The following is an 18,269-nucleotide window of genomic DNA, read 5'->3' on the forward strand; positions in this document are numbered from 1 at the left end:
GTGTTTTTCAGTGATGACTAATTATCTCGGGGCTTCAAGAGCTACATACATCAACATTGTCAAATCTATCTCTGGCTGTCAACCAGCTGTGCAAGCTCACTGCGGCTGTTGATCCCAATCTTGTCGTAGATACGGTATAAGTGATTAGAAACGGTTGACGGAGCAACATCCAGTTGTCTGGCTACTTCTTTAAAGGTCAGGCCTTTGCACACCCATTTCACAATTTGTGCTTCGCGCTGGCTTAACAAGTCTAAGGGGCCCGGTATTCGCAGTGTTACTGTCATCAGTTCACCCTGTGCTTTAAAAGAGACTGCCAGGTTATTGATCTGCACTGTAGAGTTATCTTTGCCAATAGCAAAGGGCAGGGTAACGCCTGAGCGATTGGGAAAATACTCGTTGAGTAAGGTGACAAAGCGGGGCTGGACCTCGTGAAAACATCCATTTAAGTCGCATATCGCAGATGCGGCGTGTTCCTTGGTGTGGAGCACATTGCCTGCATGTAAGTGCAGAAAAAAGGCATGTGAGGCGGCATTGACCAGATGAAACACAAGTCGCTCCTGTAATTGGCGCTCGTACTCGGTAAATATCTGTGCTCTGTCAAAGCGGTATAAACTGAGCAGCGAATACAGGCCATTGTCCTGATCAAAATGTCCGGCAGCCAGGATACGTTCAATACCATATGGCTGAAACAATTGCTGATATAACGGAGACTGGTAAAAGTCATTATCAGCAATCACGTCCTGCATATTCACCGGCTTGCCGAGGTTATTGATCACGGCGTCTTTGATAGGGTTAATGGGCAGTGTTTTTTGCAGCTGATGGGCATAATGTTCATCCAAACCAATATGGCAAACATAATGAAAGTGAATATCTGCGCTGTTGCCACTGCCCCAAAATGCCGCATCAAAGTCGATGATCCGGGATAATTGTTCCAAAGCCCACACACGATACTCATCCGGTGGTATGCGTGCGGCTTCACGATAAAGAGTGCTGATGAAAGCTTCTGTGCTTTTTGCAGTCTGAGTGATATGTGTTGTCATAATGGCTTTTATTCACCCGGAGCAAGCGCTGAGATGTGACTACTTTGCGTCAGGCTTTTCCAGGTAGAGTAAATATTCAAGTTTTTAAAGTGATGATAGAGGGAATAAGAAATTTTGTATATCCGATGTTGTCATGATATCGCGGTGTCAATCGAGGAGGAGGCAGCGTGACGCTAGGTCGTTATTGCGGCAGAAGCTGTTGAGTGTAGTAAAAGCTGATGCATGAAAAAGGCCATGTAAAACATGGCCGGAAAATAAACGGAATTAGTTCACTGTAAAGGTGCGGCTCTGACCAGAGTAACTTCGTATCTTGCCACCCCAGCCACTTTTCCAGTGACCAGTGTGCTTAATACGGTAGGTACCTGTGGGCATGGCCGGATCGATAGTCCATTCCAGCTGCGCAAAGGAGCAGGCCATACAATCCGCGGCGGTATCGCGGATCCAGGTGAACTTAGTGCTTAGATCATTGTCAGTTAAGACGGTTGACCAGCCACCGTTTTCATAGCGCTGCACCTCCATAAAGCTCGACATGGTTTTAAAGTTATTCTGAGGGTGACCGGAGCGAAACTTTACTTTAACCGTATTACCACGCACGTAACTGCTGTTGGCATCATTCCAGGTTTGTCCGAAAGACTCCCACAACCGCTTATCATCGTAAACTACACCAATGGCATAGACTTTTTGTTTGTTGGACCAGTCCAGCGGGCTCGGACCTGAGTCGAGGGCATCGCCGTTTACCAAAGCATTGGCAAGTCCGCTAAAGATCTGCCGATATGCCGCCAGGCTGTACTGGCCAAACAAAGTGTGCGCACCTTCGTAATACTGGATCTGATATTCCTCTTTGGTCGTGATGTATCCGCCGTAGGCATTAGCCAGCCCGGCAAAAATCACAGTGGTGATGCCACGAGGAGCAAGCGCTTTTTGTAAATCGCTACGCAGGCGACGTGCCGCCATAGTAGTCATCTCACCCGGGATCCCCACAAGTGCCATCTCACCAATCTGAAAGAGCTGAAAAGGTAAGGTATCTGTATACAGGTGTGCGCCGGCGCCTAGCTGAGTGGGCAAAAAGGTGGGTTTAGGGTACTGACATACTTCGTGGGTTTTGCTGCCCAACACGTTTTTATCAAACCCGAGCAGGCCTGCAAAATCATTGATGAATTTAAACGCACCACCCACAGCACCAATCACCGTACTGCGATCCCAGCTGGTGCCTTCGTTATCCTGTGTCATGCCTTCAAATACACCCGACTGGCCAGAAGGGCCATCATAGGTCGCACCCGCAGTCATCGAAAAGCCAATCGCACCTTCACACAAAGACTGCGCTCCATTGCCCGTGTAGTGCCCTGAGATATTCAGGCCGGGCAATTTTACGTACTGAAAGCGTACGTCTAGTGCACCACTGAGCGTGTTTGTTGCATTGTTATAAAGGCTCAGCGCTTTGTTATATTGCTTGTTTGCCGATAGCGCAACATTGGCTTCATTGCTACCCGCACAACCATTTTCAGGACCGCATACATTGGGCGAAACATCGCCTTCTTCACTGTTCGCAAAGGCGGCAACAAACTGACCCGACAGTGGCCAGTTAGCCCCTTTTTGCTTTTCAAATAACTGAGCGGCAACGCCTTTGTTGTCTCCGGTTATAAGGCGCTGACTCTGGTTGCTCGACACATTATGCACGCCAAACCAGTTGATCATCCCAATCTCCTGGCCATTGCTTTTCACCAGTTTTAGCAAGGTCATGGTTTCATTAACCTGAGTGTCGTATTCGTCGGCATCTGGGTTTTGGTTGTAGGCGGTAAGGTTGCGGTTAACTGCCGCGCCGGATAATTGCCCCTGATTGATGTGAATACTGCCTAAGCCTCTGCTCAGATAGGCATTACGGATGGACAGGTAGATACCATTGACTATGGTGTTGTAATTATCCTCGTCATAACCCAGCGCACTCATATTCAGCATAATGTTGTGATCATAACCACCAGGCCCAACGTGAACATGCGTTGCGCTGAGCATCACATTATTCTGGTTAAAAAATGGCGCAATTAGCGGGTCGCTTGCGATTTTTTTGAGCACCCCCTGATGCACACCCTGGGTGATGCTTTGCAGATCTGCACTGACAAAGGTAACAAGTTGATTGGAATTTGGCTTGCCAATGACAAATGCACGAGACCAAAGGCGTGTGTGTATCCCTTTGGTGGTTTGCCCAACATCGCCATAGCCTACCATGCCCCGGTCGGCGGCAGGGCCGGTAATATCATAGATCCCTGAGCCAATGATCCAGTCACTATTTGCTTTTGTACCCAGGCTAACAAGCACCAGCGCTAAACTGCTGACTCTAATCAACCAGGTTTTATATCTTGCGTGTAAAGTAGTCATACTAATCCCCCAACCATACCTGGCAGTACGGCTGTTTTCGTTCATTGTTTAGGATAAGCGCCCATTTGGAATGGGTGCTTTTGATACTCGCGAGATTGAGGGACTATTAAATCTTGGTTATCAATGTAACGAAATAGTAATATTAACCTAACAAGCCGATACGGTGAGAGCTGACCATTTACGTTTTACGAGCGAAAATACAGTCACGGAAGCTGCCAGTCTATTTAGACAATAAATAAGCTTTGCCAGAAATCCACAACACTGCATTCCAGGCGGTAATATCATAGCCAGTTACAAAACATGTTTTGCTAATAGGAACTGTTACATTGTAAATAAGAGACGCGCGACGTGTTATGTAGAAGGGCTTTCACGGACCCTCTGTACATTTAAAGGCAGAGGTTGTGAGTTAGAGACGTTTTGGAAGAAAATATGATGAAGAAAGTAGCTTTTACACTGGTATTACTTATGGCTGTGTTACAAGGTTTTTATGCCATATTCGCCTATATCCAGCCCGTGGATTTTTCTGACATTAGGGGCACTGCGCTGGCCTCTCCACAAGACCTGGACTGGATACACATATATGCATCTCGCACCTTGTTTATTTCTCTCATTATCGGTGTTTTGTTATATTTCAGAAATTATCAAACGCTATTTTGGGCGGCACTTTTGGGCACTGTGATGCCATTAACGGATGGGTGGCTTGCGTACCAATCAGGGGCTGCTGCTGGTGTAATCGCCAAGCATATTGCAACAGTCGTTTATTTGCTTGCTACAGCTTTGGTATTGCGCACTGTAGTGAAAAGAGAAGGGAGATGAATGACTTTAGGCATTTTAATATGGGCTACCCGTTTCCTATGGTAACCCACTTGATATGAAAAGTTAGTTACTTACCACATTAGACGCAGCAGATGCACCGTAACAAACCCCGCTACTCGTGCAGGCTTTTACTCGATATTGCCGATTTCCCGAGCCCAGATTTGACCAAGACATACTCGATGTGTTTGGTGCACTGGAGTATCTAAAGTCGGTCCAGTTATTGTTGTTGTACTTTATGGAAAGTACATATTGGTAAGCGCCAGGCACATCATTCCAATCTACAACGATTGTATTGCCTATGAGCCTTGCCACTGGTGCATTGGGTGTACCAAGACGTGAACTGACTGTGGCCGTATTTGAGATGGGGGAAGGCTCTGAGCAACCGTAACTGTTACAGGCGATGACACGATAGCGACGATTTCCATCGTTTAAGTTTTGCCAACCCATGTAAGACGCTGAGGCAGGGCTTGGAATATATTTATAGTCGGTCCAGCTGTTATTATTGTACTGAATAGCAACTTTATAGGTTGCGCCACTAACAGGTTCCCAGTTTACATTCACATTGTTGCCTGAAACGGATGCATTGATCCAGCCTGGTGCATCTGGCACACCAGGTACTTCATATTCATAATCAACGCCTATGGTGTATTCGAAGTACATATAGTCTTCACACTCAGCCGGATTTCTATTGGCACATCGTAAACTGACACTGTTGTTTAGTTTTGCCTGCAGGTTGAATGACAGATTATCTAAGCGAACACCATTAAAAGGAAGGTGAACCGTTGAAGACCCTAACGAGTTTGCACCGTATGCCGACATAATGGCTTTAACCTGACCAGTTAACGGGTTAGATAAATAGGGGGAAGTTGCGCTAACCGTAAGAATATAATCGCCCAACAGCAGGCCCCGGGTCAGTATTTGTCTATTTGCATAGGCTGTAAAACTGGCGCGAATATTGGTGATGGTCGCATTGTCTGGGACTTCACAGCTCTCAGCGCCATAGGCGGAGTATTTGGCGGTCGTTACGTAGTCATTGTTGTCCCAGCTCATAGGCGGGGCGCCCGGTTGAGTTCTGGATATTTCACAATGTCCACTTTGCGTCGCTGCGGTGGCAGAGAAAGTGGGCAGGAGCCCGAGTGCCAGAGTAGCACTCATACACAGCGCTGAAGCACAGCTTGGTAATAACTTAGAGATCATACTTACTTTCCTTTTAAAGTCTGTCCTAAAAATGTGAGGCTGGTAACTCTTGTCAGCCATGAGGGAAATGCACTTTTAATAACAAAGGCCATTTGATGTTATATTAAAATATTCATCAGGCAATTGATTTAATCGGCATTCCAGATGCGAATTTTCGAAGTTGGAAAGCCTTGAATGTTCAGTACCAACAGACAAAAGGCACTGTGTTATTACATTCTTGCATGTTTGTACCAAGATTGAGACAGTGAACTTACTCAACAGCCAGACAGGGAATGACGCCATTGGAATTTTGTTTTCTCGCCGAGCGGCCTGAGTTTAAGCCGCTGGTGGCAACATGGTATTTTGAACAGTGGGGTGCCTTAGTGCCCGATGCCGCTTTGTCTTCGTTTGAAGACAAGCTCACTGAGTATCTGCAAACGGATGCTATCCCTTTAATCGTACTCTTGATGCAAGGTAATGCGCCCATTGGCGCGGCTCAGCTGCGTTTTCACGAAATGACCATTTATCCGGATAAAACGCACTGGCTGGGTGGGGTATATGTTGCCCCTCATGCAAGAGGCAACAAAGTTGCATCGGCACTGGTACAAAAAATCGAGCAGCTTGCAGCCTCTTTTGGCGTCCGGGAATTGCATTTGCAAACCGAACAGCAAGACGGCGGGCTGTACAAACGCTTAGGCTGGCAGGCGCAAGAGCAAGTTAATTATCGCGGTGTGGATGTGGTTGTGATGTGCAAACGTTTAACACATTCGTAACGATTAGAGGGAGCATGATCACAGGATTAAACCATATCACTTTAGCAGTCAGTGACTTACAGCAATCTATCCACTTTTATATGGACGTATTGGGCTTTACCGGTCACGTCAAATGGGAAACGGGTGCGTACTTATCAGTCGGTGAGCTATGGCTTTGTCTGTCGAGCGATACACCGTGCCCCAAAACGGACTATACGCACCTTTTTTGTATTTAAAACCCCGCCTTAGTTAATACTAAGGTTGACTGGGTTCGCTGATTTACTGGTATCATAGGGTCAATTTTTCGACCTCAAGAAACCCGAAATGAACGAACAAGAACAACGATTTCTCAAAGAGCTGGAAAGTAAGCTCTGGACGGCCGCAGACAAACTGCGTGCATCACTGGATGCCTCTCAATACAAACATGCGGTGCTGGGGTTAATTTTCGTTAAATACGTGTCCGACGCCTTCTCGCTGCGCCAGCAAGAACTGAAACAGGAATTTGCGGACCCGGAACACGAGTATTATCTCGACCCCGAAGGGTTCACACCGCAGGAACTTGAGCAGGAAATCGCACTTGAGCTGGAGCAGCGCGATTACTACAAAGAGAAAAACGTATTCTGGTTGCCAACTGAGTCTCGCTGGCAGTTCCTGCAAGACAACGGCCCTCTGGTCATTGGTGGCGCCGAGTTAGAGTTTGATGGCCCAAACCAGCAAAAAATCACCAAGAAGATCACGTCTGTCGGGCATCTGATTGATAACGCGCTGGAAGGCATCGAGCGCGACAACCAAAAGCTAAAAGGTGTGCTCAATAAGCACTACGCCGCTTTGAAAATTGATCAGGCAAAACTGAACGAGCTGATCAACCTTATTGCGACCATTCCGTTTCATCATAAGTCACTTAACAGTAAAGATATTCTTGGCCATATTTACGAATACTTCTTAGGTCAGTTTGCGCTTGCCGAAGGTAAAAAAGGCGGTCAGTTCTACACCCCAGCGTCTATCGTTTCACTGATTGTAGAGATGATTGAACCGTTTGAAGGCCGCGTGTATGACCCGGCAATGGGTTCCGGCGGTTTCTTTGTGCAATCTGAGAAGTTTATTGAGCGCCGCGCAAACCAAAAAGACATCGACCCGCTTACCCAAAAACAAAGGATCTCGATTTACGGTCAGGAATACAACTACACCACATGGCAGCTGGCTGCGATGAACATGGCGATTCGTGGTCTGGATTACGATTTTGGTAAAGAGCCTGCCAGTACCTACACCAATGACCAGCACCCCGATTTACGCGCTGACTTCATCATGGCAAACCCGCCTTTCAACATGAAAGAGTGGAATACGGGTGTGGATGATAACGACCCGCGCTGGCTATACGGCACACCGCCTTCAGGTAACGCCAACTTTGCCTGGATGCAGCACATGCTTTATCACCTTGCCCCGGATGGCTCTCAGGCTTTGTTACTTGCCAATGGCTCGATGAGTTCAACCACCAATAATGAAGGCGACATTCGCGCCGCCTTAGTTGAGCAGGATCTGGTCGAGTGTATGGTGGCGCTGCCCGGACAACTATTTACCAATACCCAAATCCCGGCTTGTATCTGGTTCTTAACCAAAAACAAAAATGCACGTACGGATAAGTCGGGCCGCAAGCTGCGTGATCGCACAGGCGAGGTGCTGTTTATTGATGCGCGTAACCTTGGCTATATGAAAGATCGTGTACTGCGCGACTTTACCCCAGATGATATCCAGAAAGTCGCCGATCTGTACCACGCCTGGAAAACGGGAGAAGCAGTGAACGGCGTGACTTACGAAGATCAGGCGGGCTTTTGTAAATCAGCAACCTTAGCAGAGATTAAAAAACACGATTGTGTGCTGACGCCGGGGCGTTACGTAGGTGCCGCTGAAGAAGAGGATGACGGTGTGCCTTTTGCACAGAAGATGGCAACGCTAACCGCTAAACTGAGTGAGCAGTTTGCGGAATCCGCACAGCTGGAAGCCCAAATCAAAAAGAACCTCAAAGGGCTGGGCTATGAGCTCTGAGTTAAGCAGCGCATCATTGCTAAACGACATTAAGCAAATCGTTGAGCAGGCAAGAGGGCAAGTTAAACAGGCGGTTAATTCTGCAATGGTGCAAGCCTACTGGCAAATCGGCTGTTTAATCGTTGAGCATGAACAGCAAGGCAATAACCGCGCAGAGTATGGCAAGGCGCAATTAAAGCAGCTTTCTGAGCAGCTGACCCGTGAATTTGGTAAAGGCTTTGATGTGACTAACCTGCGCAATATGCGCCGGTTTTATCTGGCGTTTGAAAAACGAGAGACAGTGTCTCTCGAATTGAGCTGGTCTCATTACAATCAGCTATCACGGATAGAAAAAGACAGCGCGCGCTTATGGTATCAGCAAGAGGCCATTGCGCAGAATTGGAGCGTGCGGGCTTTAGAAAGACAAATTGGCGCGCTGTATTATGAGCGCTTGCTCGCCAGTAAAGACAAGGCACTGGTAGAAGCTGAAGCGGCACAAAAAACAGCGCCTTTAGCTGAAACAGCCAAAGACTACCTGCGCGACCCCTACGTGCTGGACTTCTTAAACCTGCAAGATAAAACCTATCAGGAATCGGAACTTGAGCAGCGTATTATTGAAAACTTGCAGCAATTCTTACTGGAGCTGGGTAAAGGCTTTGCGTTTGTTGAGCGCCAGCAACGCATTCGCTTTGATGATGAAGACTTTTACATCGACCTGGTGTTCTACAACTTCAAGCTTAAGTGTTTCCTGCTGGTGGACCTGAAAATAGGCAAGCTCAAACATCAGGATGTGGGGCAAATGGACACCTATGTGCGTTTGTACGACAACAAACTAAAAGGCGGCGACGACAACCCCACCATAGGTCTGGTGTTGTGCAGCGAAAAGAGCGAAGCGGTAGTGAAATACTCGGTACTGTCGGACCAAAAACAGTTGTTTGCGGCCAAATACCTCCCTTACCTGCCAAGCGAAGAAGAGCTAAAACAAGAATTGCAGCGCGAGCGCGATAAAGCACAGCAAGCCTTACTGACACAGCAGGAAAAAAGCAATGAAGCAGAATAACAAGGTTGAGCTGGTGGTGATAGAAGTTGAGATCAAGAAGAACTTAGCGGGGTTGGGTTATGAGTTTTGATCTGACAACGTTAGGTGAAATTGCACTTGGTAGCGATGGAGCTGTTGATGGTCCATTTGGCTCAAACTTAAAGGCATCTAGCTATACAGAGTCAGGTATACCAGTAATTCGAGGCAGCAACTTATCGTTAGGCTTGGATGAATTTAAATCTGATGAGTTTGTCTACGTAGATGATGATACATATATTCGCTTAGCTCGTTCCGAGTGTTTACCTCAAGACATTATATTTACAAAAAAAGGGACGTTGGGGCAAACTGGTTTTGTGCCTCAAGAGCCATATTCTTCTTATTTGATTTCATCTAATCAAATGCGTTTGAGAGTAGATCCAGCGAAAGCAAATCCAAAGTATGTTTACTACTGGGTTTCTTCAAAGCAGGCGATCGATAAGATTCGAGGCGAGTCAGAATATACTGGTGTACCGAAAATTAATTTAAATTATTTGAAAAAACTGCCTATTAGTCTTCCTCCATTGTCTTATCAAAACTCTGCAGTGAAAATTTTGGATAGTTTGAATGACAAAATAGCACTCAACACTCAAACCAACCAAACCCTAGAAGAAATGGCGCAAACCATCTTCAAGTCATGGTTTGTCAATTTCGACCCCGTAAAAGCCAAGATGAATGGCGAACACCCAGAGGGTATGGATGCGGCTACTGCCTCGCTATTCCCTGACAAGCTCGTTGAGTCTGAGCTGGGGTTGATCCCCGAAGGATGGGAACCGAAGCAACTAAAAGACATCCTCGAATTGGCCTATGGCAAAGCGTTAAAGAAAACAGACCGTGTAGAAGGTAATGTGCCTGTATATGGCTCTGGCGGATTGACTGGTTACCACAACCAAAGTCTTGTTGAAGGCCCTGGAGTTATCGTTGGCCGTAAAGGGACAGTTGGTTCTGTCTACTGGGAACCTAAAGCGTTTTTTCCAATTGATACTGTATTCTATGTTAAGCCCAAAGCAGGTTATTCACTGAAGTATTGCCATTTAGTTCTGCAAAATCTTGGGTTAAAAAACATGAATACTGATGCAGCTGTCCCGGGGTTAAACCGCAAAAATGCATATCGCTTGGGTGTATTAACTCCAAGTCCAGTTGTACTCAACAAGTTTAATATTATTATGCAGTCCTTCCAATGTCAGATAGACGCTAATAATGTTCAAAGTACTAACCTGTCTTTATTGCGCGACATACTTTTGCCAGAGCTGCTTTCTGGAAATTTATTAATACCGTGACCAAGGAGGGATAAATGAGTTCGACATATACCTCGGATGAGCACTACGAGGAGCAAGATGAAAAGTATTACTTAAACCTTCCTCTGTGGCCTAAATTCGCTATTCACAATAAAACTATTGATGGAATGATACCCTCTTGCAGAGTTGAATCTTGGGAAGATTTTGATCAAGTTGTGAAACACTACTGCGATAACGATACAGAGGGAAATTATGTATTTAGAGGGCAGAAACATTACAAATGGCAATTAGAACCGACGTTAGATCGACTCGTAAATGGTGCTGTGACCAGAGATATCGCAGAGAAACAGTTGCATAACTTTCGTCTTTCAACTAGAGGACGGATCAATGATAAAGCGATATTACGTAATGATAGCGAGTTGTGGGCGCTTGGGCAACATCATGGACTAGCAACCCCTTTACTAGACTGGAGTTTATCTCCATATGTGGCTTTATTCTTTGCTTTTGAAGGTGAAGATGACCCAACATGGATTGATGACAATGGTGAAGTATCAAACTATAGTAGAACGATTTTTGTACTAAATAAATCATTTATTCAGGATCTTAACGACATAGAGAGCTCCGAAGATGGAAAAGTACTTAAGATCGTTGAACCATCTATAGATGATCATGGTCGACTCGTTAATCAGGCTGGCTTGTTTACCTTTGCTCCATACGGTGAAATTTTAGAGTCAGCATTAGAGCAGCATTTAATTGACTCAGATGTAGATACTAATGAAGTTGCAGAGTTATCGGAATACATTTGTCGCATTCATATTCCCAATGAGCCTAATACTCGTAATAAATGTTTGAAAAAACTACACAAGATGAATATTCATCACGCAAGTCTATTTCCTGATCTGATTGGAGCTTCTGGTTATTGCAATGATTTAATTCGAGAGGCATTACTTGCACGTAAAGCTAGATCAACAGATGAAGACAACTCTGCAATTGTTGAAGCACCGGCGGTCAGTGTATCAACACCATCTTGGGATAAACATAGGTTAGAGTCGACTACAACAAAGTCAATACTGCTCGAGTCTCTAATTATTGAAGAATCAATCCGAGGGAAAATTTCGCCTAGTGAGCTAAGTAATGTGGTAGATGATTTACTTGAATTTATAAACCAAAAGGCGGGAGTTGATTGGTATAAGAAAGAGCCGGTTTTAGCTCGTTTGCGAAACATCGTTCGTCGACAATTGAGAAAAACAAATTTTCCTGATGATTTTATTTCACCATCAGCAAATGCATTAATTTCAAAAGCCGCAGATATGAGCAAAGCTGTGGAAAGTATTTCTACTAAGTAACAAAGCTGTTCCCAAATTACTTTCCGGCGAAATCGAGTTAGAGCAGACTCAAGAATTAGCAGAGGTCAAATAATGGCAACCCGAGTAGAAATGATTATCGACACGCTTAAGGCGAACCCCGACAAGAAGTTTACTGCTCGGGAGTTAGCCAAAGAATTTGTGCTTCGATATCCACAAGAAATCGCTGAGAAACAAGAAAACCCGCGCTACAACACCGAAGACAAGCTGATTGCCCAGCTGGCGGCAGAAATTGGTGGGGAGCGAACACAAAGAGCGAAAGCGGTTTGTTCTCATGTTGCCACACGTGACAAACCAAGGCCCCGGGTCTACTACTGGGAGCAGGAGCCTAAACCTGCTGATAAAGAGGACGACCTTAGCGACATCGATGAATCAGACGTCGATACGCCGCTTGCGCCGTCTAGCTTAAGCGAGCAGGACCTCTACCCAATGTTGATTGAGTACCTCAGTAAGGATCTGGGTCTTTACTGTCAGCGCATTGATGAGCGTAAATCTAAAAACGCTCATGGCAGCGGTGGCAATCACTGGCTGCATTCCGATGTGGTGGCGTTGGAGCCGCTCGACCAGGGGTGGGATGAAATTGTCAGAAGCTGTGTGCGCAGCGGTAATCACAGCTCGGTGCGGCTGTGGTCTTTTGAGGTGAAGAAACACCTTACTAAAGGCAATGTGCGAAAATACTTTTTCCAGGCGGTATCGAATTCGAGCTGGGCCAATTTCGGCTACCTTGTGGCAACGGGCTTAAACAGCGACGTTGAAGGTGAGCTGCAAATGTTGTCGAGCTTGCACGGGATTGGCGTGCTGATCCTGGATACCGAATCTTTGTTTGACAGCCAGATACTCATTCCTGCTCAGGAGCGAGTCAATGTAGATTGGCAATCTGCAAACCGGATCGTGGCTGAAAATAGGGATTTTCACCATTACATTGAGCAGGTTGGCATTTACAACCAAACCGGGCGGTTAATAAAGAGCGCATGGAATAAATAATAAGGATAAAGGGTTAATGATCACAGAAGACCAACTAGAAATATCAAAATGGCTATGATTTGGCACCGGATGGTCCGCTTCATCCCGCCACGGGCGTCCCCGAGCGTGAAAACTATCAGCAGGTCTTGCTTGTGGCGCGGTTAGTGGCGGCGCTGGAAACCTTAAACCCCAATGTCCCCAGTGACACCTTAATCGAAGTGGCGAAAACGGTCGCCACAGCGCAAACGCCAGTTCTGATTAAAAACAACAAAGCGTTTCACCAATACCTCATTGAGGGTGTGCCCGTTGAATACTCGGTGCTGGAGCACGATCAGCGGGTGACTAAACACACGCATGTCCGATTAATTGATTTTGACAACCCCGAGCATAACGAATTTTTAGTGGTCAATCAGTTTACTATCTCGGGCACCAAAGGCAATCGCAGACCCGATGTGGTGGTGTTTATCAATGGCTTGCCGCTGGCGGTGATTGAACTCAAAAACCCTGTCGATGATCATGCCGACATTTGGCATGCCTACAATCAAATTCAAACTTACAAAGAAGAGATAGCGGATCTCTTTATGTTCAACGAGGCGCTGGTTATTTCTGATGGCTGGACGGCGCGAGTCGGCTCGCTGACCGCGAACAAAGAACGCTTTTTGCCATGGAAGACCATAGAGAGTGAAGACGATAAACCCCTGCTCGAATTTCAACTGGAAACCCTGGTGCGGGGCTTTTTTAAGCCAGAGCTGTTGCTTGATTATATTCGTTACTTTGTGTTGTTCGAAAACGAGGGCGGACAAGGCGACTCGGCCACCGGCACCATCATCAAGAAAATTGCGGGTTATCATCAATTCCATGCCGTGCGTGCTGCGGTAAAAGCGACGGTTATTGCGGCCACAACCGCTGACCAAATCACCGAGCCACGGGCAAATTATGCCAATACCGTGGTGCCCGGAAGTAAAAAAGCCGGCGTAGTCTGGCATACCCAGGGCAGTGGTAAAAGCATTTCGATGGTCTGCTACGCCAGCAAATTGCTGCAACAAGCACAGATGAATAACCCAACCTTAGTGGTGGTAACAGACCGCAATGACCTCGACGGCCAGCTGTTTAACACCTTCACGATGGCGCAGGAAACCCTGAAGCAAATCCCGCAACAGGCAGAAGACCGCGACTCATTGCGCGATTTACTGCTTAATCGGCAGTCCGGCGGCATCATCTTTACGACGGTACAAAAGTTTGCGCTGCTCGATGAAGAAATGGCGCATCCGGTGCTCTCGGAGCGCTCGAATATCGTGGTGGTGTCGGATGAGGCGCACCGCAGCCAGTATGGCAATAAAGCGCGCCTTGTTGATGTGAAAGACGACAATGGCAATGTGGTAGATAAGCGTTATGTGTATGGCTACTCCAAATACATGCGTGACGCGCTGCCGAATGCCGCTTTTATTGGCTTTACGGGCACGCCGATTGCGCAAGATGACAAAGACACCCGGGGTGTGTTTGGAGAGTATGTGTCTGTTTACGATATTCAGGATGCGGTGGATGATGGCGCCACTGTGCCCATTTACTACGAATCTCGCTTGGCCAAACTCGATATTAATCAGGATAAAATTGAAGCGCTTAACGAACAGGTCGAAGAGGAAATTGGCGAAGACGAAGAAACGCAAAGTCGTGAGAAAATAAAATCACAGTGGTCAGCGCTTGAAAAACTGGTGGGTGCGCAGCCGCGCATCGAGCAAGTTGCTCAGGATTTGGTCGCGCATTTTACCACCCGCTGTGAAACTTTTCCGGGCAAGGCGATGATCGTTGCCATGAGTCGCGAGATTTGCGTGGATTTATACGATGCCATTGTGGCCATCCAACCCAAGTGGCATAGCGATGATCCAAATAAAGGCGTAATCAAAATTGTGATGACAGGCAGTGCTGCCGACAAAGCCAAAATGCAGCCTCACATTCATGATAAAAAAACCAAGAAGCTATTCGAAAAACGCTATAAAGATACCAGTGATGAGCTGCAACTGGTGATTGTCCGTGATATGTGGCTAACCGGTTTTGATGCGCCTTGCTGCCATACCATGTATATCGACAAGCCAATGAAAGGCCATAACCTGATGCAGGCGATAGCGCGTGTGAACCGGGTGTTTAAGGATAAACCCGGCGGTTTGGTGGTTGACTATATTGGGATTGCCAATGAACTTAAAAACGCACTTAAGACCTATACCAACAGTCAGGGTAAAGGCAAGCCAACCGTTGATACCGCTGAAGCCTTCGCTGTCTTTATGGAAAAAGTCGATATCATCCGCGGTATGTTTGCCACCCCCGTGGATGGGGCAGTCTTTCATTATCGTCCGGACTTTGAAACCAAACCTCTACAACTGCTTCCGGGCGCCGTAAACCATATTTCAGGGCTCTGTAATCGCAACAGCAAAGGCGAAGAAGTCCGTGATGGTAAACGCCGATTCCTGGATGTGATGGCGGCATTGATGAAAGCGTTTTCTTTGTGTAATACCCTGGATGAGGTAGGCGGATATAAGAGTGAAATTGCTTTTTATGGTGCGATAAAAACAGCCTTCTTAAAGCACTCTACCGTAGACAAAAAACGTAACGACGAGCTACGCAATTCTGCCCTGAGGCAGATCCTCAATAACGCCATTGTGGCTGATGGCGTTGATGACATCTTTAAAACGGTCGGGTTAGATAAGCCGAACATAGGGTTGCTATCAGAAGAATTCCTTGAAGATGTAAAGCATATGAAGGAGAAAAACCTGGCCGTTGAACTGCTGGAAAAGTTGTTGCGGGATGAGATAAAAGCACGGATGAAAAATGATGTGGTGCAGGAGAAAAAGTATTCAGACCGCATTATGTCGACACTGCAAAAGTACCATAACCGCAATATCGAAACCGCTCAGGTCATTGAAGAGCTGATCCAGTGGGCCAAAGAAATGCAGGCCGACAGCGAGATGATGGATAAGCTGAACTTGTCGAGCGATGAAATTGCATTTTACCGGGCACTGGTAACCAATGAAGCGTCTGTAAGAACGCTGGGCGACGATAACCTGCGTCAACTGGCTATCGAACTGACTCAGCAACTACGTAAATCAGCAACGGTTGATTGGCAAAAACGCGAAAGTGTGCGGGCAAGAATGCGTAACCTGGTGCGCCGTTTACTGCGGCGCTGGAAATACCCGCCAAATATGGCCGAAGAGGCGATAAAACTCGTGCTTGAACAAGCCGAGGTGTTGGCTGATGGTTGGTATAACTGATTGCCAGAGCGAAGCTTAGTTGTGTGACTTTATAACACATCGGGTTTTTATCTGCTTTTATCGCGTATCAAGTGACATCTGTGGCGTACTGCATAACTATGTGGCTCTTATTAAAAAGACAACAATAGGAGGCTGTCCATGCCTTTTGGACTGAAACGTACTTTGCAATGCTCCTTGCTGGCATTTGCAACACTACCCGTATTGGCGCAGGCAAATGCCGGGCTACAGGCTGAAGATATTTTTGAGCTGGAATATGCAAGCGATCCACAAATATCGCCCAACGGTGAGCAGGTGGTGTACGTACGCAACAGCAACGATGTAATGAAAGACGCCAAAAGACAAAACCTGTGGCTGGTGGATGCCAAAACAGGCGTCCAGTCTCCGTTGTTCTCAGACGAAAACCGCTATTACCAGCCGCGCTGGTCGCCTGATGGCAGTAAAATTGCTTTTCTGAGCGATGTGTCTGGCAGCACTCAGGTGCACGTGCATTATATCGCGCAAAACCGCACGGCTTTGCTGACTCAGTTACAGTCTGGGATCAGTGATTTAACCTGGTCGCCAGATGGAAAATGGCTGGCTTTCAGCCAGAAAGTAGAAGAAAAGCCAGCGGTTATCGCGAAAATGCCTGCTAAGCCCAAAGGCGCACAGTGGTCAGAGTCGGCGATTGTGATTGATAAAGCCTATTATCAGGCAGATGGGCGCGGCCTGGTTAAGCCGGGGTATCGACAAATTTTTGTTTTGCCAAGTGAAGGCGGCACACCTCGTCAGCTGACTTCAGGCAATTACCATCACAGTGGAAAACTGGCCTGGCGCAGCGATTCAAAGGGCATAGTGTTCTCGGCAAATCGTATTGCTGACTGGGAATATAAGCGCTTAGAGGGCGATCTGTTTGAAGTTGACTTCGCGGGTAAGATCACGCAATTGACCAATGCACCGGGTCGTGAGCACTCCCCGAGTTTTTCGGAAAATGGCAAGCAGCTGGCATTTTTGAGTTCTTCGGGCGAGCTGAACCCGTACCGCAATCACAAACTGAACATTATGAACTGGCAAAGCAAAGAATCGCGCATGATAGCGAAAGACTTTGACCGTTCAATCCAAAATCCAAGCTGGATAGGCAGCGCTAAACTGGCCATCGCTTATGACGACCACGGTATGCGCAAGCTGGCCACCATTACCACCAAAGGCAAAATTAAAGATCTCACCGATACGCTGTCGGGCACCACGCTGGGCCGTCCCTATCTGAGCGGTCAGTTCAGTGCTAACTTTGATGGTGAAATCGCCTTTACCAAAGGTTCAAGCTCGCGTCCGGCGGATGTGGCAGTGACAACCAGTAAAGGCAAAGTGAAATCGCTGACAGCCCTGAATGAGGACTTACTGGCGCACAAAACATTGGGCAAAGTACACGAAATCACTTATAAATCATCATTCGATGGTGAACCCATCCAGGGCTGGTATATCACGCCACCGGATTTTGATCCGAGCAAAAAGTACCCACTATTGATGGAGATCCACGGTGGTCCACACCTGGCTTATGGTCCACATTTCTCGGCAGAATTACAGCGCTATGCAGCGCAGGGTTACGTAGTGTTTTACGATAATCACCGCGGTAGTAGCTCATACGGTGAGCGCTTTGCCATGTTGCTCAAATATAAGTACAGCTCAAAAGAAGACTTTGCCGATCACAATTCGGGCGTAGACGCCATGATTGCCAAAGGCTTTATCGACCAGAATAACCTGTTTATCGCCGGTGGCTCGGCGGGTGGTATTGCGACTGCCTATGCAATTGGCCTGACCGATCGCTTTAACGCAGCCGTAGTGGTTAAGCCGGTGATCAACTGGTTGAGTAAAGTACTGACGGCCGACAGTGGCCTGGTGCAGATCCCCACTCAGTTCCCGGGGATGCCGTGGGAGCATGTTGACCATTACTGGGAGCGCTCACCTTTGTCTCTGGTTGGCAATGTCACCACGCCGACTATGCTGATGACGGGCGAGGAAGACTTGCGTACCCCAATGGCTGAAACAGAGCAGTTTTATCAGGCACTAAAACATCGTAAAATTGACTCTGTGCTGGTGAGAATCCCGGGTGCACCGCATGGTATCGCCGGGCGTCCTTCGCGGATGATCAGCAAAATAGAGCACACTCTTGCGTGGTTCGAAAAATATAAAAAATAACGAAAAAGCCGCGCA

At 47.0% G+C, this 18,269-nt stretch carries 11 protein-coding genes and 2 pseudogenes; 10 read left to right on the forward strand and 3 right to left on the reverse strand.

Annotated elements, in window-relative coordinates; all coding sequences use genetic code 11:
• Window positions 1-65: 65 nt before the first annotated feature.
• On the reverse strand, window positions 66-1,040 hold the full coding sequence (locus CWB99_RS11575) for a helix-turn-helix transcriptional regulator (RefSeq protein WP_138549614.1): 975 nt from the start codon (window positions 1,038-1,040) through the stop codon (window positions 66-68).
• 264 nt (window positions 1,041-1,304) lie between these two features.
• A complete protein-coding gene (locus CWB99_RS11580) occupies window positions 1,305-3,413 on the reverse strand; it encodes a neutral/alkaline non-lysosomal ceramidase N-terminal domain-containing protein (protein ID WP_249331852.1) in 2,109 nt (702 codons plus the stop codon).
• Window positions 3,414-3,842: 429 nt separating this feature from the next.
• Here CWB99_RS11580 and CWB99_RS11585 point away from each other — a divergent pair, with 429 nt between their 5' ends.
• Window positions 3,843-4,229 carry a DUF4267 domain-containing protein gene (locus CWB99_RS11585; RefSeq protein WP_138549612.1) on the forward strand — a complete coding sequence of 129 codons (387 nt, stop codon included), beginning with the start codon at window positions 3,843-3,845 and terminating at the stop codon, window positions 4,227-4,229.
• 63 nt (window positions 4,230-4,292) lie between these two features.
• Here CWB99_RS11585 and CWB99_RS11590 read toward each other — a convergent pair whose 3' ends face one another.
• Window positions 4,293-5,426, reverse strand: coding sequence for a fibronectin type III domain-containing protein (locus CWB99_RS11590; RefSeq protein ID WP_138549611.1), 1,134 nt, complete (start codon window positions 5,424-5,426; stop codon window positions 4,293-4,295).
• A gap of 281 nt (window positions 5,427-5,707) precedes the next feature.
• On the opposite strand from CWB99_RS11590, the gene CWB99_RS11595 reads away from it, so the two are divergent.
• The 9 genes and pseudogenes from CWB99_RS11595 to CWB99_RS11635 all read left to right on the forward strand — a co-directional run bounded on the left by CWB99_RS11595 (window position 5,708) and on the right by CWB99_RS11635 (window position 18,254).
• On the forward strand, window positions 5,708-6,178 hold the full coding sequence (locus CWB99_RS11595) for a GNAT family N-acetyltransferase (RefSeq protein ID WP_138549610.1): 471 nt from the start codon (window positions 5,708-5,710) through the stop codon (window positions 6,176-6,178).
• A 14-nt stretch (window positions 6,179-6,192) separates the two neighbouring features.
• Window positions 6,193-6,381 (forward strand): annotated as a pseudogene (locus tag CWB99_RS11600) (VOC family protein); the annotation flags it as partial.
• A 100-nt stretch (window positions 6,382-6,481) separates the two neighbouring features.
• The gene (locus CWB99_RS11605) at window positions 6,482-8,200 is read left to right on the forward strand and encodes a type I restriction-modification system subunit M (RefSeq protein ID WP_138549608.1); all 1,719 of its coding nucleotides are present in this window, start codon (window positions 6,482-6,484) and stop codon (window positions 8,198-8,200) included.
• Window positions 8,190-9,239 (forward strand): PDDEXK nuclease domain-containing protein, encoded by a 1,050-nt coding sequence (locus CWB99_RS11610; RefSeq protein WP_138549607.1) that lies wholly within the window; start codon window positions 8,190-8,192, stop codon window positions 9,237-9,239. Before CWB99_RS11605 ends, CWB99_RS11610 begins: the two co-directional genes overlap by 11 nt.
• A gap of 59 nt (window positions 9,240-9,298) precedes the next feature.
• Complete coding sequence (locus CWB99_RS11615; RefSeq protein WP_138549606.1) at window positions 9,299-10,534, forward strand: restriction endonuclease subunit S; 1,236 nt, start codon at window positions 9,299-9,301, stop codon at window positions 10,532-10,534.
• Between the two features lie 14 nt (window positions 10,535-10,548).
• Entirely contained in the window at window positions 10,549-11,838 is a 1,290-nt protein-coding gene (locus CWB99_RS11620) for an FRG domain-containing protein (protein ID WP_138549605.1), read from the forward strand.
• 72 nt (window positions 11,839-11,910) lie between these two features.
• The gene (locus CWB99_RS11625; RefSeq protein ID WP_138549604.1) at window positions 11,911-12,840 is read left to right on the forward strand and encodes a COG2958 family protein; all 930 of its coding nucleotides are present in this window, start codon (window positions 11,911-11,913) and stop codon (window positions 12,838-12,840) included.
• A gap of 41 nt (window positions 12,841-12,881) precedes the next feature.
• Window positions 12,882-16,082 (forward strand): annotated as a pseudogene (locus CWB99_RS11630) (type I restriction endonuclease subunit R); the annotation flags it as partial.
• 138 nt (window positions 16,083-16,220) lie between these two features.
• A complete protein-coding gene (locus CWB99_RS11635) occupies window positions 16,221-18,254 on the forward strand; it encodes a S9 family peptidase (protein WP_138549603.1) in 2,034 nt (677 codons plus the stop codon).
• Window positions 18,255-18,269 lie beyond the last annotated feature (15 nt).

The organism is Pseudoalteromonas rubra (assembly GCF_005887095.1).
Taxonomy (GTDB): domain Bacteria; phylum Pseudomonadota; class Gammaproteobacteria; order Enterobacterales; family Alteromonadaceae; genus Pseudoalteromonas; species Pseudoalteromonas rubra_E.

Coding starts and splice junctions, on each gene's coding strand:
- CWB99_RS11590 (WP_138549611.1), bottom strand. CDS start 5,426: ATGATCTCTAAGTTATTACCAAGCTGTGCTTCAGCGCTGTGTATGAGT.
- CWB99_RS11585 (WP_138549612.1), top strand. CDS start 3,843: ATGATGAAGAAAGTAGCTTTTACACTGGTATTACTTATGGCTGTGTTA.
- CWB99_RS11620 (WP_138549605.1), top strand. CDS start 10,549: ATGAGTTCGACATATACCTCGGATGAGCACTACGAGGAGCAAGATGAA.
- CWB99_RS11575 (WP_138549614.1), bottom strand. CDS start 1,040: ATGACAACACATATCACTCAGACTGCAAAAAGCACAGAAGCTTTCATC.
- CWB99_RS11615 (WP_138549606.1), top strand. CDS start 9,299: ATGAGTTTTGATCTGACAACGTTAGGTGAAATTGCACTTGGTAGCGAT.
- CWB99_RS11580 (WP_249331852.1), bottom strand. CDS start 3,413: ATGACTACTTTACACGCAAGATATAAAACCTGGTTGATTAGAGTCAGC.
- CWB99_RS11635 (WP_138549603.1), top strand. CDS start 16,221: ATGCCTTTTGGACTGAAACGTACTTTGCAATGCTCCTTGCTGGCATTT.
- CWB99_RS11625 (WP_138549604.1), top strand. CDS start 11,911: ATGGCAACCCGAGTAGAAATGATTATCGACACGCTTAAGGCGAACCCC.
- CWB99_RS11610 (WP_138549607.1), top strand. CDS start 8,190: ATGAGCTCTGAGTTAAGCAGCGCATCATTGCTAAACGACATTAAGCAA.
- CWB99_RS11605 (WP_138549608.1), top strand. CDS start 6,482: ATGAACGAACAAGAACAACGATTTCTCAAAGAGCTGGAAAGTAAGCTC.